At 58.1% G+C, this 20,427-nt stretch carries 18 protein-coding genes and 1 tRNA gene; 11 read left to right on the forward strand and 8 right to left on the reverse strand.

The features are described from left to right. The first annotated feature begins 22 nt into the window (after positions 1 to 22). Positions 23 to 99: transfer RNA gene (locus tag CDI09_RS15525), tRNA-Met, on the forward strand. Positions 100 to 274: 175 nt separating this feature from the next. Here CDI09_RS15525 and CDI09_RS15530 read toward each other — a convergent pair. The 3 genes from CDI09_RS15530 to CDI09_RS15540 are packed head-to-tail and all read right to left on the reverse strand — an operon-like array spanning position 275 to position 5,647. Further along, a complete protein-coding gene (locus CDI09_RS15530) occupies positions 275 to 3,448 on the reverse strand; it encodes an error-prone DNA polymerase (RefSeq protein ID WP_179193917.1) in 3,174 nt (1,057 codons plus the stop codon). Next, a complete protein-coding gene (locus CDI09_RS15535; RefSeq protein WP_167370229.1) occupies positions 3,445 to 4,968 on the reverse strand; it encodes a Y-family DNA polymerase in 1,524 nt (507 codons plus the stop codon). Before CDI09_RS15535 ends, CDI09_RS15530 begins: the two co-directional genes overlap by 4 nt. Beyond that, positions 4,883 to 5,647, reverse strand: a complete 765-nt coding sequence (locus tag CDI09_RS15540; RefSeq protein ID WP_078527115.1) for an ImuA family protein — start codon at positions 5,645 to 5,647, stop codon at positions 4,883 to 4,885. Before CDI09_RS15540 ends, CDI09_RS15535 begins: the two co-directional genes overlap by 86 nt. A 285-nt stretch (positions 5,648 to 5,932) precedes the next feature. On the opposite strand from CDI09_RS15540, the gene CDI09_RS15545 reads away from it, so the two are divergent. The 3 genes from CDI09_RS15545 (at position 5,933) to CDI09_RS15555 (ending at position 9,211) form a co-directional block, all read left to right on the forward strand. After that, positions 5,933 to 6,694 carry a YoaK family protein gene (locus tag CDI09_RS15545; RefSeq protein ID WP_061471974.1) on the forward strand — a complete coding sequence of 254 codons (762 nt, stop codon included), beginning with the start codon at positions 5,933 to 5,935 and terminating at the stop codon, positions 6,692 to 6,694. Further along, positions 6,694 to 7,341, forward strand: a complete 648-nt coding sequence (locus CDI09_RS15550) for an SOS response-associated peptidase (protein ID WP_061471972.1) — start codon at positions 6,694 to 6,696, stop codon at positions 7,339 to 7,341. The genes CDI09_RS15545 and CDI09_RS15550 overlap by 1 nt, the downstream gene beginning before the upstream one ends. 124 nt (positions 7,342 to 7,465) lie before the next feature. After that, positions 7,466 to 9,211: an oleate hydratase gene (locus CDI09_RS15555; protein WP_078527117.1), complete on the forward strand. Its 1,746-nt coding sequence runs from the start codon at positions 7,466 to 7,468 to the stop codon at positions 9,209 to 9,211. A gap of 571 nt (positions 9,212 to 9,782) precedes the next feature. Here CDI09_RS15555 and CDI09_RS15560 read toward each other — a convergent pair. The 5 genes from CDI09_RS15560 to CDI09_RS15580 form a co-directional block, all read right to left on the reverse strand. Continuing rightward, a complete protein-coding gene (locus tag CDI09_RS15560) occupies positions 9,783 to 10,286 on the reverse strand; it encodes a flavin reductase family protein (protein ID WP_061471969.1) in 504 nt (167 codons plus the stop codon). A 142-nt stretch (positions 10,287 to 10,428) separates the two neighbouring features. Continuing rightward, positions 10,429 to 12,168 carry an ABC transporter ATP-binding protein/permease gene (locus CDI09_RS15565; RefSeq protein WP_078527119.1) on the reverse strand — a complete coding sequence of 580 codons (1,740 nt, stop codon included), beginning with the start codon at positions 12,166 to 12,168 and terminating at the stop codon, positions 10,429 to 10,431. Then, complete coding sequence (gene thrS, locus CDI09_RS15570; protein WP_306415904.1) at positions 12,165 to 14,042, reverse strand: threonine--tRNA ligase; 1,878 nt, start codon at positions 14,040 to 14,042, stop codon at positions 12,165 to 12,167. Before thrS ends, CDI09_RS15565 begins: the two co-directional genes overlap by 4 nt. 41 nt (positions 14,043 to 14,083) lie before the next feature. Then, on the reverse strand, positions 14,084 to 14,578 hold the full coding sequence (locus CDI09_RS15575) for a Fur family transcriptional regulator (protein ID WP_078527122.1): 495 nt from the start codon (positions 14,576 to 14,578) through the stop codon (positions 14,084 to 14,086). Between the two features lie 5 nt (positions 14,579 to 14,583). Next, positions 14,584 to 15,315 carry a DUF1826 domain-containing protein gene (locus CDI09_RS15580; protein WP_086654393.1) on the reverse strand — a complete coding sequence of 244 codons (732 nt, stop codon included), beginning with the start codon at positions 15,313 to 15,315 and terminating at the stop codon, positions 14,584 to 14,586. Between the two features lie 84 nt (positions 15,316 to 15,399). On the opposite strand from CDI09_RS15580, the gene folE reads away from it, so the two are divergent. The 7 genes from folE to CDI09_RS15615 all read left to right on the forward strand — a co-directional run bounded on the left by folE (position 15,400) and on the right by CDI09_RS15615 (position 20,332). After that, positions 15,400 to 16,032: a GTP cyclohydrolase I FolE gene (folE, locus tag CDI09_RS15585; RefSeq protein WP_025829285.1), complete on the forward strand. Its 633-nt coding sequence runs from the start codon at positions 15,400 to 15,402 to the stop codon at positions 16,030 to 16,032. Then, positions 16,029 to 16,538 (forward strand): phosphoribosyl-AMP cyclohydrolase, encoded by a 510-nt coding sequence (gene hisI, locus CDI09_RS15590; protein ID WP_061471959.1) that lies wholly within the window; start codon positions 16,029 to 16,031, stop codon positions 16,536 to 16,538. Before folE ends, hisI begins: the two co-directional genes overlap by 4 nt. Positions 16,539 to 16,551: 13 nt before the next feature. After that, entirely contained in the window at positions 16,552 to 17,775 is a 1,224-nt protein-coding gene (gene zigA, locus CDI09_RS15595) for a zinc metallochaperone GTPase ZigA (RefSeq protein ID WP_061471993.1), read from the forward strand. A gap of 47 nt (positions 17,776 to 17,822) precedes the next feature. Beyond that, complete coding sequence (locus tag CDI09_RS15600) at positions 17,823 to 18,986, forward strand: S-(hydroxymethyl)glutathione dehydrogenase/class III alcohol dehydrogenase (RefSeq protein WP_061471957.1); 1,164 nt, start codon at positions 17,823 to 17,825, stop codon at positions 18,984 to 18,986. A 54-nt stretch (positions 18,987 to 19,040) separates the two neighbouring features. Further along, a complete protein-coding gene (locus tag CDI09_RS15605; RefSeq protein WP_061471955.1) occupies positions 19,041 to 19,601 on the forward strand; it encodes an LbetaH domain-containing protein in 561 nt (186 codons plus the stop codon). A 273-nt stretch (positions 19,602 to 19,874) separates the two neighbouring features. Beyond that, entirely contained in the window at positions 19,875 to 20,153 is a 279-nt protein-coding gene (locus CDI09_RS19025) for a DUF1176 domain-containing protein (RefSeq protein ID WP_179193819.1), read from the forward strand. Beyond that, positions 20,153 to 20,332 (forward strand): hypothetical protein, encoded by a 180-nt coding sequence (locus CDI09_RS15615; RefSeq protein WP_078528160.1) that lies wholly within the window; start codon positions 20,153 to 20,155, stop codon positions 20,330 to 20,332. Before CDI09_RS19025 ends, CDI09_RS15615 begins: the two co-directional genes overlap by 1 nt. Positions 20,333 to 20,427 lie beyond the last annotated feature (95 nt).

Genomic DNA, 20,427 nt, shown 5'->3' on the forward strand with positions numbered 1-20,427 from the left:
TCTTCCAGTCCTCCCTCACAAACGCGGGGTGGAGCAGCCCGGTAGCTCGTCAGGCTCATAACCTGAAGGCCGCAGGTTCAAATCCTGCCCCCGCAACCACGCTTTAAGTGTCTGAAAAGACAGAGAAAAAGCCACCCCAACGGGTGGCTTTTTTTGTGCCCAAAACGCGGCGCAGGATGCGTATAGGATGCAAATGGGAGTGAAACTCCAGCGTAGGTTGCGCCTAAAACAGGCGATGTCACGATGTCGTGAGATTTATCGGCGCCCTTATTGATCAGTGGAAATTGCGCGATCTGACGACGATACGCTCGTCGGCGGAAGCGCTGGCATGGGGGCTCTCCGTAGAGGAGCGATTACCGACGTCCGCGAGCAGCCCGGAAAGGTCGGTGATCTCTTTTGCCACCAGATGCACAACGTCGCCTTCCTTCTGGAGCATGCCTGTCACCGCCAGCATCTGTCCGCCAAGCACGACACGCCGGTTCGCATCGAACATATCCGGCCAGATGATGACGTTCATATTTGCCGTCTCGTCCTCCAGCGTCATGAACACCACGCCTTCTGCCGATCCGGGTCGCTGCCGGACCAGAACCAGCCCCGCCACGGTGAGACGCTTCCCATCCTTTGTCGCCAATGCCTGCCGACAGGACATGATGTCCCTTGCCCGGAGATCCTCGCGTAGAAAGGTCAGCGGATGATCCCGCAGGGTAAGGCCAAGCCGGTTGTAATCCCGCACCACCTCGGCCCCGTCGCGCATGGGTTGCAGCAGCACATCCGGTTCTTCAGCTTCCCGTGTCACCCGCGCTGCGGCAAACAGAGGCAGCGGTTCGTCCCGTAGCGCCTTGATCCCCCACAGCGCCTCGCGCCGTGCCAGCCCGAGCGAGGGCCGGAAAGCGTCGGCTTCCGCGAGATGGGTCAGGGCTGCCGACTTCACGCCAGCCCGACGCCACAGATCATCGATCGAGGTAAACGGGCGTGAGGCTCGCGCGGCAACAATCCGGGCTGCATCGTCGTTGGCTAGTCCCTTCACCAGACTCATGCCAAGCCGCACGGCAAATCGGCCATTGGAGCTTTCCGGGCCTTCCAGCGTGCTGTCCCAGCGCGAGGCATTGACGCAAACGGGCCGGATTTCCACGCCATGTTCCCGCGCATCACGGACCAGTTGTGCCGGCGCATAGAATCCCATCGGCTGGGAATTCAGGAGGGAGGCCAGAAACACATCTGGATGGGTGCATTTCATCCATGAGGATGAATAGGCCAGAATGGCGAAACTCGCCGCATGGCTCTCGGGAAAACCGTAGGAACCGAAGCCTTCCAATTGCTGGTAGATCCGCTCGGCGAATTCCTCATCATACCCATTGGCGCGCATGCCATTGATCAGGCGTGTCTGAAACTGCGAGACCGTGCCGGTATTTTTGAACGTCGCCATGGCCCGACGCAACTGATCGGCCTCTGCGGCTGTAAACCCCGCACAGATCATGGCGACCTGCATCGCCTGTTCCTGAAACAACGGGATCCCGAGTGTCTTTTTCAGAACCTTTTCCAGTTCCGGGGTAGGATAGTTTTCCGGCTCGATCCCCTCACGGCGACGCAGATAGGGATGCACCATATCCCCCTGAATGGGGCCTGGACGCACGATCGCGACCTCAATGACGAGATCATAGAACACACGCGGTTTGAGCCGTGGCAGCATGGACATCTGGGCGCGGGATTCAATCTGGAACACGCCGATGGTGTCAGCCTTGCGGATCATGGCGTAGGTGCGCGGATCTTCGGCCGGAATGCTCTGGAGCGTGAAGTGCTGGCCCTTGTGTTCCGCCAGCAGATCCAGCCCCTTTTTCATGCAGGTCAGCATGCCGAGCGCCAGGATATCGACCTTCATGAATTTCAGAACGTCGATATCATCCTTGTCCCATTCGATGATCTGACGCTGCTCCATAGAGGCGGGCTCAATCGGCACCAGTTCATCCAGCCGGTCATGCGTCAGCACGAAGCCGCCGGGATGCTGTGACAGGTGGCGTGGCACGCCGATCAGGCAACGTGCCAAGTCGAGTGTCAGGCGAATGCGCCGGTCGGACAGGTCAATACCCGTCTCATTCAGGGCCTCATCATCCAGTTTGCGCCCCCAGCCCCAGATCTGACCTGACAGCGTGCGGATCAGGTCTTCGGGGAGGCCCATCACCTTGCCAACGTCCCGGAGTGCTCCCTTGGCGCGATAACGGATCACCACCGCCGTCAGTGCCGCCCGGTCACGCCCGTAATGCTCATAGACCCACTGGATGACCTGTTCACGTCGCGCATGCTCGAAATCCACGTCGATATCCGGTGGCTCGCCCCGCTCCTCGGAGACGAAGCGTTCGAACAGCAACGAGTTGCGGGCCGGATCGATGGCAGTAATGCCGAGCACGTAGCAAACGGCAGAATTGGCAGCCGAGCCACGGCCTTGGCAGAGAATGTCCTGGGAGCGGGCATAGCGGACGATGCTGTTCACGGTCAGGAAATACGGTGCGTAGTTCATCCGCCCGATCAGTCCGAGTTCATGGCGGAGCGTTTCCGCCACGTCATCCGGTACGCCATCCGGATAGACGGAACGGGCGCCCTCCCAAGTCAGCGCCTCCAGCGCCTGCTGGGGTGTCTGGCCAGGTACGGAGACTTCATCAGGATACTGGTAGGCCAGATCATCGAGCGAGAAGCGGCAGCGCTCCACGATGTCCATGGTGCGAGCCACCGCTTCCGTGTAACGGCTGAACAGCCGGGCCATTTCCTGTGGCGGTTTGAGATAGCGATCGGCATGACGTTCGCGGACAAACCCCGCCTCGTCGATGGTGGTGTTGTGGCGGATGCAGGTGACGACATCCTGCAGGATGCGACGGTCATGGGTGTGGAACAGTGCGTCGTTGGTTACAACGGTTGGGACACGGGCCTGATGGGCAAGGTTCGCCAGCTCATACAACCGCATCTGGTCATTGGGGCGGCGCAGCAGTGTCAGCGCCATATAGGCGCGGTCAGCAAAGGCGTTTTTTAGCTTGCGCAGGTGCAGGGCGCAGGCATCGTCTGCCGTGTCCGGGATCATGACGACGGTCTGGCCTTCGCCCCAGGCGATCAAGTCATCCCAGAGAAGATGACACTTTCCCTTTCCGGCCCGTGCCTTGCCAACGGTGAGCAGACGACACAGCCTACCATAGGCGGCCCGGTCCGTAGGGTAGACCAATACCGGCGGGAAATCGGCCAGGTCGAGGCGACAGCCCACGACAAGCCGGAGCCCGACCTGCTTTGCCGCTCCATGCGCCTGCACCATTCCTGCCAGGGAATTCCGGTCGCAGATCCCGAGCGCTTCGATACCCAGCGCCCTGGCCTGTTCGAACAGTTCGATCGGCGAGGAGGCTCCACGCAGGAACGAGAAATAGGTCGTGACCTGCAGTTCGGCGTAGCGTGGTACCGAGATGCTCACCCGAAGATCCCATGCAGGAACCAGCCCTGCGAGCCGGTCTCGCCATGCTCGCCATCACCCGCCCGGTAGAGCCAGAAACGCTCGCCGCTGGTATCCTCTATCCGGAAGTAATCGCGGGCGATGGTCAGTTCCGCGTCATTCTTCCACCATTCGCCAAAAACACGCTCCGGCCCGTCGGCGCATTTCACCTTCCGCCGCACGCCGCGCCAGATGAAGAACAGCGGCGGCTGGTCCGGCAGTTCCGCCATGGCCTGCACCGGCTCGGGTCGCGCCAGCAGGCGTGTGGGCCGTGGCCAGTGCTCCGGCCAGTCCTTCGTCTCCTCGGGCGCCAGCGCAGGCACACGGCAGAAGGAGCGTTCGGGCAGGTCGCTTTCCACCGGGGCAAAGCGATAGAGCGCCTGCATGCCGACACGGTTGGCCAGCGTGTCGATCAGGTCGGACACATCGGCTTCTTCCTCGGCGATCAGGGAGGACACGGTCTGACGCCGGTCCATCGGTTCGGCCAGCGAGGCAATCAGCACCATGCGCTCAATGCCGAACCCTGGATCGATGGTTTCGATCTTCTCGCACAGCAGTCGGGTCAGGCGTTTGACGTCCCGCACCGGCATGGCCGTCGCCACGCGGATCGCCTCGGTGCGGCTGTCCACGCGATGCAGCAGCAGGTCGAGACGCCGCACGCCCTGTCCACGCTCGTCCAGCCCCTGGCAGAGCAGCGGCACCAGCCTGCCGATATAACGGGCAATGGTCTCCGCCGCGCCGATGGGCTCGGCGAAATTCCGGCTGACCTCGACCGGATCGACCGGGCGGACTGGCACGATGGCTTCACCAATACGCCCGAAAGCCTGATCCAGCCTGCGAGCTACATCCGGCCCGAACCGCAGCGCCAGAGGGGCGCGGGGCATGGCGGCAAGTGGTCCGATGCGGGATACGCCCAGCGTGGCCAGTCCGTCGATGATCGGGTCCGGCAGGCGCAGCGCTTCAACCGGAAGATCGGCCAATACAGAAGCGGTGTTACCCGGCGGCACAACGGCAATCGGCACCCTACCATAGCGGGCGATGGCGTGCGCAGCGCCCCAGGTGTCCGCCACCACGGCCGTTGCCCGGAAACCGGCTCCCGCCATGCGGTGAACCATGTCCTTGAGCATGGGAAGTTCGCCACCATGCAGGTGATCCGCCCCGGTCGTGTCCAGTACCAGCCCGTCCGGGGCATCGACCGCCACAATGGGCGCGACCCTGTGCTGGAACCACAGGGCGAGTTTTTCCAGCCCCAGCCGGTCGCCTTCGGGATCGGCGTCCATCAGCACCAGATCGGGATAGAGCGCCTGGGCCTTGGCCACCGGCGTGCCGGGGCGCAGCCCCAGCTTGCGGGCGGCCAGATCAACAGACAGTAGAACCCGGCGTCGTCCTTCCCGTCCGACAAGGGCCAGCGGCGTTTCAGGCGCGGGCGCGTCTGGTCCAAGTCGTTTCCTGATCCGGTCGGTCGGCCAGAGTGGCAGGTAAAGAGAGACGACCCTTGCCATCACAGGCCTCCACTTCAAAATCGGCACATTCGCCCGCACGGGCACGGATGAGTTCCAGCAACCAGCGCGGTCTTCCCACACCGGGCACCGGCAACGACACAGACGGCAGGACGGAGACCCGCCAGCGGGTCACACTGGCAGTCGGCTGACCAAAATCCGCCGCATCCGTCTGTCGCCGCCAGCGCCGGATGGCGATGCCAAGAGAGCCGGACGTCTCGGCCGCCAGTTGCAGGCGGCGTGAGGCCGTCATGGACAGACGCGCCACCTCGGCGACCACAGCCCCAAGGCCGCCATGCCGCAGTCCTTCCTCGAAACAGGCAAGCACATCGACGTCCGAGCGTGCCTCGACATAGATGGTTCGCCGGGCGGAAAGACCCACCTGTTTTAGGGAAGGGGCGAACACATCCTGGCGGGTGACGATCCACAGCACCTTGCCACGCGTGCGGGCCGCGATCCCGGCGCAGAACTGTCCGGCCGCGGCACTATGCAGGGCGTCATTCCCCCCTCCCGCCACTTCATGGAGGGCGCCCAGAGCCAGCCCGCCACCGGGCAGACGCGCATCGATCTCGCGCACGCCAAAGGGCAGTACCTTGCGGCGTCGGTCGCTATGCCCTTCGAGACGGCTGATCGCGGCCCGCAGCGTCTCCAGACCGGATTTTTTCTGGGGTTCGGCAGTCATGTCACGACTCAGTATCCATTCGTCCTGGTGGGTTTCCTGATTATATGTTCCTGATTTGTTCTTTAATGGCGTGGGGAGTCAACATTCATCTTTCGGAGGAGCGTATCGCGCCACATCTGTGGCAATTCGCAATCCGGGAAGATATCGTCCTAAGAAATTGAAAACAGGACGCTTTGTCGGAAGAGGGCGGGCTGTTACCATCCCGCCCATAAAAAAGATCGTTGTCCGGGGAAACCGACAAACACGGAGTCTCCCTCATGCGGTCAGTCACGATGGGAGGCACAGGTGCTTGTTCACGAGGGAGCGGAGCGCAACGCCAGCATCGACAGGCGTCTGGGCTGCTCGCTGGCGGCTATCGCCGGTGCCGTGAACGCCACCGGGTTTCTGGCCGTGGGCTATTATTCGGCCAATATGACCGGCAATGTCTCAGCACTGGCGAGTGGCCTGCATGAAGGCCATCTGGAACTGGTCCTGTCCTGCTGCGGTCTGATATTGGCCTTTGTCGCAGGAGCCGTGCTGTCGGCGCTTCTGGTCAATGCGGGCCGTCGCCACAACCTGCCCTCAATCTACGCACGGAGCATCCTGCTGGAAGCCTGCCTGCTCGGGTTTCTGGGGGGCGTGGATCTTCTGTTTTCGGCCCAGCCACGGGATCCGGTGCTGGCCTTTGGGTTGAGTTTCCTCATGGGGCTTCAGAACGCCACGGTCACACGCATTTCCGGGGCGCGTGTCCGCACCACCCATATGACGGGAATGCTCACCGATGTGGGGCTGGAACTGGCGGACTGGTTGGAGAGCTTTTTTCATCCGGTTGACCCAGCCCGGCGGACCGGTACGCGCGAGTGTCTGGGGCTGCATGCCGCCATCGTGCTGTCCTTCACGCTGGGCGGCGTGGCCGGCGCCTTTCTGTATGGCTGGTGGTCTGCTCTCTTTCTTCTGGCGCTGGCGGGGCTTCTGGCCTGTCTGGCCCTGCCGGGTGCACTGTCGCATGAGCCTGTGGCGGAACAGGAACCGGCGTCGGTTCCGGCTTACGGGGAGAAGCATTCCTGATGTGCAATCTCTACGCCATGACATCGAACCAGAAAGCGATCCGGGAGATTGCAAAGGTTCTCGATGATCTGACGGGCAATCTCCAGCCTTTGACGGAGATATACCCGAATACAATGGCCCCGATCGTGCGGAACGGCGGAAACGGTCGCGAACTGGTCATGGCACGCTGGGGCATGCCGACACCTCCTGGCTATCTCAAGGGACACAGGGTCGACCGGGGTGTAACCAACATCCGCAATCCGTCCTCGACATGGTGGAAACGCTGGGAGGGCGTGCAACATCGTTGTCTGGTGCCATTGACGGCGTTCTCCGAACCGGAGCGTCTGCCCGACGGGACATCACGACCGGTGTGGTTTGCGCGGAATGATGGAGAACCGCTGGTCTTCTTTGCCGGGATTTGGTGTCGATGGACGTCCGTGCGCAAGCTGGCGGACGGAGAGACGACGGATGATCTGTTCGGTTTTCTGACCACGGACGCCAATCTGGAGGTGGGCGCGATCCATCCGAAAGCCATGCCTGTGATCCTGACGCAACCGGATGAGCTGGAGCGCTGGATGACGGCACCGATAGCAGAGGCTCTGGCGCTTCAGCGTCCGCTGCCCGATGGAGTTCTGTATCGGGTGCAGGCGCCGGCTCTGGCTGACTGAGAAAGGGGATCATCCTGTCCTGTTCGGGGCGTTTGATACATCGCAACGACAGATCGGCTTAGCAGGTGTTGTATGGCTGGAAGGGTTTCCCGCCATCGGCCCTTTTCAGAAAAGGACATGCGCCATGAGATACGCTCACAGCAATTACGAGGCTTTCGTTCACCCTCCAGCCCCGCAGGGTATGGAAGGACGGTCAGCGTGGATCGTGGGCGGCGGGCTGGCGGGCATGGCGGCGGCGGCGTTCCTCATCCGAGATACGGGCATGACGCCTTCAGCCATCACCATTCTTGAGGCATCGGACAGCGATGGTGGTGCGCTGGATGGGGCGGGGAATGCGGAGACCGGCTGGCTGATCCGTGGCGGTCGGGAGATGGAAGAGCAGTTCCAGTGTCTGTGGGATCTGTATCGTTCCATTCCGTCTCTGGAAATTCCCGATGCATCAGTGCTGGATGAAGTCTGGCAGGTCAATCAGGCCGATCCGTCTACAAGTCCGGTCCGCGCCATGTGCAATCGGGGACAGCCCCTCGCCGATCGTGACAGGCTGACGCTCACGGGAAAGGCGCGGCGCGAGATCATTACCCTCATTCTGACCGATGAGGACGAACTGGCGGGAAAGACGATCGCGGATGTGTTGTCCGGCGATTTCATGGCGTCGAACTTCTGGCTGTTCTGGCGGTCGATGTTCGCGTTCGAGACCTGGCACAGCGCCATTGAGATGAAGCGCTATCTCGCACGGTTCGTGCATCAGATCCTCGGACTGAAGGATCTGCATGCGCTGAAATTCACCAGATATAACCAGCAGGAATCCCTGAGCAGACCACTGGCCACATGGCTTGCCGATCAGGGCGTCGTGTTCCGTCATGGTGTGACGGTGACGAATGTTGCCGTTGATGTGTCGGGCAGAACGAAAGTTGCGACCCGTCTCGACTGGCTGGAAAATGGCGCGACCGCTGGTGTTGACCTGGGTTCGGCGGAGCTGGTGTTCGTGACCAACGGTTCCATGGTGGAGAATTCACGCTGGGGCGACCATCATACACCCGCGCCGATTGATACGACCATCGGAGAGGGGAGCATCTGGCAGCTCTGGCGCACTATCGCAGCGCAGGATGCCGCATTCGGGCATCCTGATGTTTTCTGTGGTGATACGAAAAAATCCCGCTGGCTGTCGGCTACGGTTACGACCCGGGATGCGCGGATTCCGGAGCTTGTAAAGCGGATTACGGGGCGTGATCCGTTTTCGGGGAAAATCATCACGGGTGGCCCGGTCACGATCGCGGATTCATCCTGGCTGATGAGCTGGGTGGTCAGCCGTCAGCCTCATTTCAAGGGGCAGCCCGAAGGCCAGATGGTGGTCTGGCTCTATGGTCTGTTCAGTGACGTGCCTGGCGATTACGTGAAAAAGCCCATGCAGGGCTGCACGGGGGAGGAAATCACTCGTGAGTGGCTGTTCCATATGGGCGTGCCGGTGGAGCAGATCGACGACATGGCAGCGACAGGGGCGACGACGCGTCCGTGCATGATGCCGTTCATCACGGCGCAGTTCATGCCGCGTGCACCGGCTGACCGACCGAAGGTAGTGCCGGATGGGAGCGTCAATCTCGCCTTTCTCGGGCAGTTCGCCGAAACGCCACGCGATACGGTTTTCACCACGGAATATTCCGTCCGCACGGCGATGGAGGCGGTCTATACCCTGTGCAGCGTCAGGCGGGCTGTGCCGGAAGTGTCGGGCGGCATTTTCGATGTCCGGATGCTGTTACAGGCGGCTGCGGAACTGCGGGACGGAGAGAAGGTGCCAGCATCCGGACTGATCCGGCACCTGACACAGGGGACCGAGATTGACGATCTTCTGGAACGCTACGGGCTGGTTTGAGCTTACTGTCAAAGTGTTGAATACTTTCACAGGTAAAACGGACATAACCAGGAAGAACGAGTCTGATGTCAATTACGGCGACTGGTTGAACGGCAGTCCTGGCTGGTTCAGAAATAACAAAACATGGCGCCGTAGATATTTTCGAGATGGGTTGAAGGCCGGAGTTCACGTAATGGCAGTCGTTCATTGCCGCGATCTACAGCAAATTTTGCAAACGGGGACAACCGGTAGATACTCTGATTTTCACGGGTTCTGGCAAACAACGGCTGGTATCAGACGTCATTCATAAACCGACATGGCACAGTCGGCAGGAATACAACGCTGGGTCAGGCGACACGACGTGATGCGCCGCTCGCCTGCCCGAAATCAGGCCTTGATGCCCGCAGCCCCGTTGAGAACCGTTGGGTCATCCTGGAGAGTCACGTGCTGTGATACAGAGACATGGTAAAATCGGAACCTTATCCCGTTCTGTCATGCGCGTTGCCGGGGTGGCAGACTGGTTCAGACTCTCCGTGATCAAGATGCATCACAAAGGGACGAAAAAACATCAATTCATGACAAAGATCGGCGTCTATCCTCCGTAAAAGACTTTTTCTCCAAGATCCTTCATGTGCAGGATGGCGTCATCAGGGCGACCGGCAATGTCTTTTGTGAGGTAGACGCCGGTAACCTCGCAAACAAAGGTGTGATGATCACCCAGTTCCACAATCTGTCTCACTTTCAGTTCAACCGCCGCCGGGACGCATGCGAGTATGGGGGCTCCATTGGCGGCCCACCTGACCTCGTAATCTCCCAGTCTGCCATCCGCATACGGAACGGGCTTGAAGAACGCAAAGGCCAGATTTCCCTGCTCTCTGCCGAGAATGTTCAGCACCAGATCGCCACTTTTGCTTGCCTCTGCGTAAATGGCGGAATCGGTCTTGATGCCCAGGGCAAGCAGAGGAGGAACGAAGCTGGTCTGCGTTACCCAATTGATAGTCGCCGATGCTATCGTGCTGTCCTGACTTCCTCCTGTCAGTACGTAGAGCCCATAGGGGATCATTCTCAGGACGGTTTTTCGGATCTGTTCATCCATAACGTATTTCTCCGCTTACAGTTCGTCATTCGGACGATAACACATTACTATGGGTGGCACCCTGCGTCATGTAATACCAATCATTGTTTGCTGGTATCCATGAGAGATACCGGAAGCTTTCACCCTGTCTGGAGGTCTGCTGTCACACGCGCGGCCCGGGCGAATGGCATCCAATGTCAATCTGTACGGCGTGTTGATCCTGGAGTGCCTGACGATGCGTTATGGAAACGATCGTCAGATTCGGGATATGCTCGCGCAGAAGATCGTAAAGACGGATCTCTCCCTCCTGGTCAAGATTTGACGTGGTTTCATCGAGGAATATCCATTCAGGCCTATTTATCAGAATGCGTCCAAACATCAGACGCTGCTGCTCGCCGGGCGAAAGGCGTTCTGTCCACCTTGCTTCCGTATCGCGTTCATCAGCAAGGAATGACAGGCCTACCAGATCAAGGATCCGACAAACACGCTCATCGGGAACTGCTTCTGGGGCAACGGGATAACAGAGTGCCTCGCGCAGTGTCCCCAGTGGCAGATACGGACGCTGCGACAGGAACATTACCCGTGCCTCAGGCACGTGGATCTGACCGCTGGTAAATGGCCAGATTCCGGCAAGGGCGCGTAGAAAGGTGGATTTACCAACGCCAGATGCGCCGGTCAGAACAATATCCTGCCCCTGAGGCAGCGTGATGTTGACGTTTGAAAGCAGAACTGAACCATCCGGACGAAGTACAGTCAGATTCTCTGTAACAATATCAGAATTTGAAGCTGATTTTTCACGCAAGGAATCATGGTCGCTGACGGCGATGAAATCCATCGTTCTCTGGAAGCTTGCCAGACGGGAAACATTGGCTCGCCATTCGGTAATGGCCGGGTAAGCAGACCATATCCAGCCCAGCGCTTCCTCGACGCGTGAGAATGCCTGAACCAACTGCATCAGGGTCCCAAAGGTGATCTTTCCTGCGAAATAGCGGATTGATCCGACGAGGAGGGCAAAATTTCCGGACAACGTGCCCAACCCGTCTGTCAGAAAGCCAAGCCATTTCGTCCTGGTCATAATGCCAAGAAAATTGTCATATACGGACGAGAATTTTCCCAGCAGAAGATGCTTTTCGCGGTCTCCCCCGCCGCTCAGGGCGATACTGTCCGCATGATCCCGGACATGCACAAGCCCATACCGGAAATCTGCTTCCGCCTTTTGCTGGGTAATGCGTAACGGGATCAGCCGTCGACCTGTCAGATGTGTGACAATTGACGCAAAAGCAGAATAAAGCAGGGCTATCCACAGGAAATAGCCGGGGATACGAACCCCGAGCACGGTGATGGATCCGGAGAGAGCCCAGAGAAGTCCGACATAGCTGACGAAGGTAATCGTGCGCGACACAATATCGAGAAACTGTGAGAGTGTATCACGTACAAATCCGTCGATATCCTCCTGTATGCGCTGATCGGGATTGTCGCTGGTCTCTTTTAAGTGAGCCCGTGTCACGGCAATGCGGAAGGCGAGGTTCTGATCGAGCCACTGGGCGAGCATGCGGTGTGTCATCCAGCGCCGCCAGCGGAGTTGCAGGAGCTGCTGGAGGTAGGTGGCGTAGACCGAGATCAGCAGCGATGGCAGGGTGATGATGAAGAAACCGGGAATGATCATGGACGGTGTCCGGACGAACCAGAACAATCCCCGGAGGAACGATGTGACGTCGCGCTGTTGCAGGGCAGTATAGAAAATATTGCGGGAAAAAGATTGCAGGACGTCCGCTCCAACCAGCAGCAGGGTCAGCCCCAGTACCGCAGTCAGTAATACCCACGCGGACTTCTTTTCTTCAGACGTGAAATAGGGTCGGCTGAGGTACCATAAATCGTCGAAAGCAGCGCGAAAGCTCTTCATCCGACGAAGGCCCTTAGCAGCCGATCACGAGAGGCAGTTGCCAACACTTTGACGACTTCTTCGCCCTTCAGGGTTGGTCGAGCCGGATTTCCATATTCCCGGATGGAGACGGTTCTGTTTTCTTTCTCTTTTTTCCCGATGACCAGCATGACAGGTATTTTCGCAAGACTGTGTTCCCGAATCTTGTAAGAGATTTTCTCGTTACGCAGATCCGATAGAACCCGGATGTCGTGTGCATCGAGATTCCTGATGAGGTCTTTAGCGTAGTCGTTTGCCTCCTCTGTGATCGTCGCGACAACGACCTGCACCGGTGCGAGCCAGAACGGCAGATGGCCTGCATGGTGCTCCAGAAGAATGCCAATGAAGCGCTCAAGTGAGCCAAACAAGGCGCGATGCAGCATGACAGGCGTGTGCTTCTGGCTATCGGCACCGACATAGTGTGTGTCCAGCCGTCCCGGCAGGTTGAGATCGACTTGAACTGTACCGCATTGCCAGTCCCGTCCGATGGCGTCCCGCAGCACGAACTCCAGTTTCGGGCCGTAGAAGGCGCCTTCGCCGGGATTGTGGGTGTATGTCAGCCCGGCAGCTTCGACACCATGGCGCAGCGCAGCTTCTGACCGATCCCATATTTCATCCGATCCCACCCGTTTTTCCGGACGGTCGGAAAACTTGATACGGACGTCCTCGAAACCGAAATCCCGATAAATCGAGAGTACCAGATCACAAATCGTCTGCGTCTCACTTTCCATCTGTTCGGGCGTGCAGAAAATATGGGCGTCATCCTGCGTAAAGGCACGCACACGCATGAGACCATGAAGTGCCCCCGAGGGTTCAAAACGATGAACCTTACCGAATTCGGCCATACGGAGTGGCAGATCGCGATAGCTTTTCAACCCTTGTCGGAAGACCTGTACGCCACCGGGACAGTTCATGGGCTTGAGAGCGTAGGTGCGTCCCTCGGTCTCGGTGGTGAACATGTTCTCCCCGAATTTGTCCCAGTGACCGGAGGCTTTCCACAGAGACAGATCCATGATGTCAGGCGTGTTGATTTCCACATAGCCTTCCGTGCGCTGACGCTTACGCAAATAGGCGAGGAGTGTCTGGAACAGCGTCCATCCGTTGGGATGCCAGAACACTGCTCCCGGTGCTTCTTCCTGAAAATGGAAGAGATCCATCTCACGACCTAGCCGACGATGATCGCGTCGAATAGCCTCCTCCCGTCGCTTTTCCCAGGTTTCGAGTTCCTGCTCGTTACGCCAGGCCGTGCCGTAAATCCTCTGGAGCATCGGGCGGTTTTGGTCACCCTTCCAGTAAGCGCCGGCTGTTTCAAGAAGACGGAAAGCATGACCTATCTGTGCGGTACTGGAGAGATGAGGCCCACGACACAGGTCCACGAAATCACCCTGTCGATAGAACGTCAGAACAGCATCAGCCGGGAGTGCGTTGATGATCTCGGCTTTGTAGTCCTGGCCCTGTTCGTGACACCAGGAAAGTGCCGTCTCCCGGTCCCATATCTCGCGAGTGATCGGTTCATTACGAGCGACTATTTCATGCATGCGGGCTTCGATCCGGGGCAAATCGTCCGCCGTGATCGGCTCTTCCGGCTCGACATCGTAGTAAAAGCCGCTTTCAGTAGCCGGCCCGGTCGCAAACAGAGTGCCCGGAAACAGTTCGCTGATCGCCTGAGCCAGAATATGCGCCGCGTCATGGCGGATGAGGGGTAGCGCATCTGCATCGTGCCGGTACACAGATTGGGACCGAATGTCATCGGCTATGCTGGACGAACGGTCATGAAGAACACCATTGATCCGGCAGGCCAGGACTTCGCCTGGCTCTTTTTGGGCAGGACGGTGGAGGGACGCAGACGATGTCATTGAAGACCCTTGACGAAAAAGAGCGGAGAGATGGCAGGAACTCATTTGATGGCCTGCGGAGGAAGGGATTGCGTGGTCGAACGGACGGGCGTTGCAGGACAGGACTGGCAATCAGAGCAAAGTCCCTGCAACTCAATGATCCGTCGCCTGACCTGAAATCCAAGACTGTCGGCATTTTTGTCGATCAGACGGGAGGAGGCCTCGTTTTCCACCGATTGGGCGATACCGCATTGCTCGCAGATACAAAAAACCAGACGAGAGGGATTTTTCGCTCTGATGTGCACAAACGCATTCCGGCTTTCCAGACGGGCGACGAGGCCTTCGGCCATAAGTTTACTCAGTGCACGGTAAATGGTTGGAGGAGCCAGCGTGCGCCCGTCCGGGCTGTCAATGCACCGGAGTATGTCGTAGGCGGAAAGTGGAAGTCTGGCGTTTGTCAGAACGGTCAGGACGTCGTCCCGGACCGACGTCGTGCGGTCTGAAGATCCACATTGCCGGGATGGTAAAGAACAGAAACGACGAGAAGATGTTTCCATATTCTTCATCCTCTGACTGTATCGATGATGAGATGGATCCCGGGCGCAGTAGTGTCGTGACCCGCGTGACAGATACGATGCAGACAGCCGGCATCCTGACCGTCAGAACCCTTGATGAACGCCACTGAGAAAGAGTCCAGCGTGCTGGTCATGCCCGCGTTTGGATCGGGGTAACTGCACCACTCGGCACTGGCCGAGCCATAGCAACAGACAAGTCTGAGCGCTCCCGGCACCGCTTCAAAGCCAGTGTCATCAAGGGATTCTGTCGTCAGTCTGAGACGCTGAGGACAATCCTGTGTGACCGCGGAAAACAGGCTCAATAATTCGGCAACATCACTGAGAACAAGAGGCGGGAACGCCTTTATCACCGCTCTGGACGCAAGGGCGTCGGCGAGTTCATCGGGGGTGCCGGACATGTCGAAGACGGTCTGGGAGGAAGGAGCTTCTGCCAACGCTTTGTGCCAGACATCTGGAACCACGCGGCCCCAGACGACCATGTCGATATCGCCGCGATGGAGGTCCAGCAGGACGGATGCATTGGAACAGGCAATCACGTGTGGGGCGGGATAGGCTAGAGGCGGCATCTCAGGACTGTCTGGCGCCGGGGCGGGCCAGCTTTCCACGAACAGCGTGGCAGTGCGACGTTGATGCGGATCCCGGGACATGATTGCAGACTCATCCGGGAAAGGCATGAGGCGCTTTTCCGTAACTGCTGGTGTGGTGAAAGGAGCTGTCATGAATCCGATGCTTGACGGGATGCTGTCGTTACCTCTAGTGTTATATTATAACATAACATAGTCAACGCTGAATGTGAGGGCTGAATGGACACAACCGTGGAGACGCGCCCGCCAGCGCATGCGCCCACCCGGGTTTTACGGCCCCGGCCCACGCGAGCTCAGGCGGAGGAGGCGGTGAGGACGCTGCTCGCGTGGACGGGGGATGACCCGGACCGCGAGGGACTGAGAGGCACACCCGATCGGGTGGTCCGTGCCTATGAGGAGTTTTTCGAAGGCTACGAGGAGGACCCCGTGGCCCTTCTTGAGAGGACATTTGAAGAGACAGAGAATTACAATGAATTGGTGGTGTTGCGGGATATCCGACTGGAATCGCATTGCGAACATCACATCATTCCACTGATCGGCAAGGCGCATGTCGCCTACCTGCCGGACAGGCGGGTCGTCGGTATCAGCAAACTGGCACGTCTGGTCGATGTGTTTGCGCACAGATTGCAGATTCAGGAAAAGCTGACGGCGCAAATCGCCGATACGATCCACAGCGTTCTCAAACCGCGTGGTGTCGCAGTGGTGGTTGATGCGGCCCATCAATGCATGACCACGCGCGGCGTGCACAAACCCGGCGTTAGCATGGTGACCAGTCGCATGATTGGCGAGTTTGAGTCCTCGGAGACGCTGCGCCGGCAGTTTTTCGCCATGGCCGGCATGGGAGGCGCATGATGGGTGTGATCCTGGCCCATGAATCCGCAGCGTTTCGGCCGCGCCTCTCCATTGTGCAGGTGGAAGAAAGCACTGATCTGGCGCCCCGCTTCGATGCCGCCGGGCTTCTCACAGTCGTCACGACCGACGCGGAGAGCGGCGATGTTGTGATGGTCGGGGTCATGAACGCGGAGGCTCTCGCCCGCACCATCGAGACCCGTGAAGCGCATTACTGGAGCCGAAGCCGTCAGTGTCTCTGGCACAAGGGTGCGACGAGCGGTCTGACCCAGCATGTTGTCGAATTACGCATCGATGATGATCAGGACGCCGTGTGGCTCCGTGTCAAAACAGCTGGCGTCGGAGCGAATTGTCATGTGGGTTATCGAAGCTGTTTTTACCGGCGTGTTGATCTCCCGGTTGATGAAGGCGTTTCGGCCCCGGCGGCCAGGCTTGTCTTCTGTGAAGCAGAGAAGACTTTCGATCCGATTGCCGTTTATGGCGATGCTCCGAACCCAACACAGCTCTGAAGGAACAATGGAAATGGAAAACAGACTTCCCGTTACCGTGTTGTCCGGCTTTCTTGGGGCGGGCAAAACGACGTTGCTCAATCATGTCCTGAACAACCGTCAGGGCTATAAGGTTGCGGTCATCGTCAACGACATGAGCGAGGTCAATATTGATGCCGATCTCGTGCGCGAGGGTGGCAGTAATCTCTCCCGGACCGATGAAAAACTTGTCGAAATGACCAATGGCTGCATCTGCTGCACGCTGCGTGACGATCTGCTGCAGGAGGTGCGGCGTCTCGCCGAAGAGCAGAAGTTTGATTACCTTCTCATTGAATCGACCGGGATCGCCGAACCTCTGCCTGTTGCGGCCACGTTCGAGTTTCGCGACGAGAATGGTGTCAGTCTGAGCGATATTGCCCGGCTGGATACGATGGTGACGGTCGTGGATGCCGTAAACCTGCTGCGGGATTATTCTTCAAGTGATTTCCTGAAAGATCGTGGAGAAACGGCAGGTGAGGACGACGACCGCGCTCTGGTCGATCTTCTGGTCCAGCAGATTGAGTTCGCAGATGTCGTGGTCATTAACAAGGTCTCCACCGCCACAGTCGACCAGGTAGACGCTGCCCGGAAGATCATTCGTGCCCTGAACTCAGATGCGGATATTATTGAAACGGACATGGGTCAGGTTCCCATCGAGCGGATTCTGAATACAGGTCGCTTTGACTATGACAAGGCGCATCAGCATCCTTTGTGGTTCAAGGAACTTTATGGTTTCGCCAACCATGTGCCCGAAACCGATGAGTATGGCATTCGCAATTTCGTCTATCGTGCGCGTCGTCCGTTTGAACCAGCAAAATTTCAGGCGTTTCTGGATCGTAACTGGCCTGGCGTTGTGCGCGCGAAAGGGCATTTCTGGCTTGCGACACGCCCCGAATGGGTCGGGGAGATGAGCCAGGCGGGCGCACTTGTTCGCAGCGAAGCCATGGGACTGTGGTGGGCTTCCATTCCGAAAAACCAGTGGCCTGACACCGATCAGTGGCGTGATTTCGTGTTGGGAAACTGGGATTCTGTTTATGGCGACCGTCGGCAGGAAATCGTCTTCATCGGCACTGCGGAGATGAACGAGGCCGCACTGCGTCGTGATCTCGATGCCTGCCTTGTGCCCGAAACCAACAGTTTTGATCCGGCCCGTTATGCCCATCTGCCGGATCCATTCCCCATATGGCGCCGTCAGTCAGAAAGCCTGGAACCAGCCTGACAGATACGATTGTCAACCACTAATGTTTTCTTGAGGGATCATCAAAAATGAAGACGCGTGCTGCTATTGCATGGGAACCGAACATGCCGCTCGAGATTGATCTGGTCGATCTCGAAGGCCCGAAGGAGGGTGAGGTTCTGGTCAGGATTGTCACCACGAGCCTGTGTCACACCGATATGTTTACCCTTTCAGGGCATGACCCTGAAGGACGCTTTCCGTGCATTCTCGGTCACGAGGGGGTGGGTATCGTCGAGGATGTAGGCAAAAGCGTCACTTCTGTTGTTCCGGGCGATCATGTCATTCCGCTCTACATTCCCGAAGATCCGAACTGTCCGATGATCCGTTCGGGCAAGACCAATCTCTGCTCGACGATCCGTGAGACACAGGCTCTCGGACTAATGCCCGATGGAACAAGTCGCTTTTCCTATAAGGGGCGGCAGATTTTTCACTATATGGGCACCAGCACGTTCAGCGAATACACCGTCCTGCCCGAGATCGCGGTTGCGAAAATTACCAAGGACGCGCCTCTTGCCAAGGCAAGTGTCATGGGCTGTGCCGTGCCGACCGGCATGGGGGCCGTGCGGAATGCGGCAAAGGTCGAGCCCGGCTCTACTGTAGCGGTTTTTGGCCTCGGCGCGATAGGGATGGCCGTTATTCAGGGGGCCGTCATGGCTGGTGCCTCGCGAATCATTGGTGTCGATACCAACCCCGCGAAATTCCTGCTGGCGAAAAATCTGGGGGCGACAGATCTGGTCAATCCGACGGATCATACCGATCCGATCCAGAAGGTGATCGTCGAGATGACGGGCGGCGGAGTGGATTATTCCTTCGAGGCGATCGGACGCGTCGATGTCATGCGGGCTGCGCTGGAATCTTGTCACAAGGGCTGGGGAGAATGCACCGTTATCGGTGTCGCGGGTGCCGGAGAGGAAATTTCCACTCGGCCATTCCAGTTGATTACAGGGCGTGTCTGGCGCGGAACGGCCTTTGGAGGCGTGAAAGGGCGCTCGCAGCTTCCTGGAATGGTGGATGAATGGCTGGCCGGAAAATTCAGTGTTGATCCCTACATCACGCACAACATGACGCATAACCAGATCAACAAGGCCTTCGATCTGCTGCATCGTGGTGAGGCAATCCGGTCTGTCATGCACTACCAGCCTGGTGAGACCATGTCGAACGACTTGCCCGGCGAAATTCTGATGGATGCCTGATCATCGCTTTTTGGCGCCTTTCGCTTCTAACTTTGGAAATCGAGGACCTAACTCATGCTGAGACCAAATCCACGAGGCGACTATCCCGTAGTGGCGGAGAGCGCTTTCGTTGATCCGACGGCTATTCTGTGTGGCCACGTGATTGTTGAAGATGATGTATTCATCGGACCGTACGCTGTCATTCGTGCTGACGAAACCGATGAGAACGGCGAGGTCGAACCGATACGGATCGGCAGAGGATCAAATATTCAGGACGGCGTCGTCATTCATTCGAAAGATGGCGCGGCCGTCACGATCGGGTCGAGAACCTCGATCGCGCATCGTTCGATCATTCATGGGCCGTGCACTGTAGGTGATGAGGTTTTCATCGGTTTTAACTCGGTTATCTTCAATTGCACCGTAGAGCGAGGCTGCGTAGTCCGGCATAATGCAGTCGTAGAAGATTGTGTGCTGACAGAAGGGTTTTATATCCCGTCGACAACGACGATTCATTCAAATACCGACCTGTTGACTGTCCCACAGGTCACCAAAGATGCCACGGCATTTTCTGAGAGCGTGGCTGAAATGAATGTCAGTCTCGCACGATCCTACCGGCGTATCGCTAATCAGCTGTAACCTGATGCGGGAATGCGAGAAGGTCGGAAAAAGCGATTATTGTTCTATGTGTTTCTTCTGGGTGTAACAAACTCTACACCCAGTAATGCTAAGGGCTTCGATCTTCCCGCTATGGTGCAGGACGTCATACCGGAGGGCTGCACGCATTATGCACATAATCCCTCAGGACGGCAGGCCTATCGGATGGGCAGCCTCCCAGAGAACAAGGGCCGTATTTGGATCATACCCTGCACGGTCAGACTGTCAGAAACAACGCAGGTAGTGATCCGGGCTATGCCCTCTTCACCTGTAGAGCTTCTGACATTCAGGCAATGGGACCATGGGGTCTGGAACACGTCACCCTATCTGTTCAATGTGACCTACGATGATCAGTCAGGTGTTCTGACGTCGCTTCATCGGGACGACAGTTTAGGGGATTGTGGCACCTGGACTGTCTGGCAGGCCTCAGGAGCGGATTTCATAATGCAGCGGCTGGACGCCAAGACAGAATGTGACGGTCGGGAAGGTCCTTATCGCACTCTATATCTCTATCCGGGAAATCGACCGTCATGATGAAAGAAACTGGAACAGATCCGGGTCGTCATGCCCTGTTTCTGACAAATACGCTTTCGGGAAGAAAGCAGAGGTTCCAGCCTCGTGATCCGAACAGGGTCACACTGTATGTTTGCGGCCCTACCGTCTATAATTACGCTCATCTGGGCAATGCCCGTTCGGCGGTTGTCTTTGAGTAATCATCCGGCGAGAGACGCGGGCGTATTCAGGCGGCGATGGTATTGTGGACCTGCTGGTGGGCTTTCCAGTGCCAGGGCAGGAGTTCATGGAGGCG

This window comes from Komagataeibacter nataicola, assembly GCF_003207795.1.
In the GTDB taxonomy this organism is placed as follows: Bacteria; Pseudomonadota; Alphaproteobacteria; order Acetobacterales; family Acetobacteraceae; genus Komagataeibacter; species Komagataeibacter nataicola.

What these genes read in the sequence shown, in the direction of transcription:
- zigA (WP_061471993.1), top strand. Translation starts at nt 16,552, where the DNA reads ATGGAAAACAGACTTCCCGTTACCGTGTTGTCCGGCTTTCTTGGGGCG.
- CDI09_RS15615 (WP_078528160.1), top strand. Translation starts at nt 20,153, where the DNA reads ATGAAAGAAACTGGAACAGATCCGGGTCGTCATGCCCTGTTTCTGACA.
- CDI09_RS15575 (WP_078527122.1), bottom strand. Translation starts at nt 14,578, where the DNA reads ATGGAAACATCTTCTCGTCGTTTCTGTTCTTTACCATCCCGGCAATGT.
- CDI09_RS15605 (WP_061471955.1), top strand. Translation starts at nt 19,041, where the DNA reads ATGCTGAGACCAAATCCACGAGGCGACTATCCCGTAGTGGCGGAGAGC.
- CDI09_RS15580 (WP_086654393.1), bottom strand. Translation starts at nt 15,315, where the DNA reads ATGACAGCTCCTTTCACCACACCAGCAGTTACGGAAAAGCGCCTCATG.
- CDI09_RS19025 (WP_179193819.1), top strand. Translation starts at nt 19,875, where the DNA reads ATGCCCTCTTCACCTGTAGAGCTTCTGACATTCAGGCAATGGGACCAT.
- CDI09_RS15535 (WP_167370229.1), bottom strand. Translation starts at nt 4,968, where the DNA reads ATGGCAAGGGTCGTCTCTCTTTACCTGCCACTCTGGCCGACCGACCGG.
- CDI09_RS15540 (WP_078527115.1), bottom strand. Translation starts at nt 5,647, where the DNA reads ATGACTGCCGAACCCCAGAAAAAATCCGGTCTGGAGACGCTGCGGGCC.
- thrS (WP_306415904.1), bottom strand. Translation starts at nt 14,042, where the DNA reads ATGACATCGTCTGCGTCCCTCCACCGTCCTGCCCAAAAAGAGCCAGGC.
- CDI09_RS15550 (WP_061471972.1), top strand. Translation starts at nt 6,694, where the DNA reads ATGTGCAATCTCTACGCCATGACATCGAACCAGAAAGCGATCCGGGAG.
- CDI09_RS15565 (WP_078527119.1), bottom strand. Translation starts at nt 12,168, where the DNA reads ATGAAGAGCTTTCGCGCTGCTTTCGACGATTTATGGTACCTCAGCCGA.
- CDI09_RS15560 (WP_061471969.1), bottom strand. Translation starts at nt 10,286, where the DNA reads ATGGATGAACAGATCCGAAAAACCGTCCTGAGAATGATCCCCTATGGG.
- folE (WP_025829285.1), top strand. Translation starts at nt 15,400, where the DNA reads ATGGACACAACCGTGGAGACGCGCCCGCCAGCGCATGCGCCCACCCGG.
- hisI (WP_061471959.1), top strand. Translation starts at nt 16,029, where the DNA reads ATGATGGGTGTGATCCTGGCCCATGAATCCGCAGCGTTTCGGCCGCGC.
- CDI09_RS15600 (WP_061471957.1), top strand. Translation starts at nt 17,823, where the DNA reads ATGAAGACGCGTGCTGCTATTGCATGGGAACCGAACATGCCGCTCGAG.
- CDI09_RS15555 (WP_078527117.1), top strand. Translation starts at nt 7,466, where the DNA reads ATGAGATACGCTCACAGCAATTACGAGGCTTTCGTTCACCCTCCAGCC.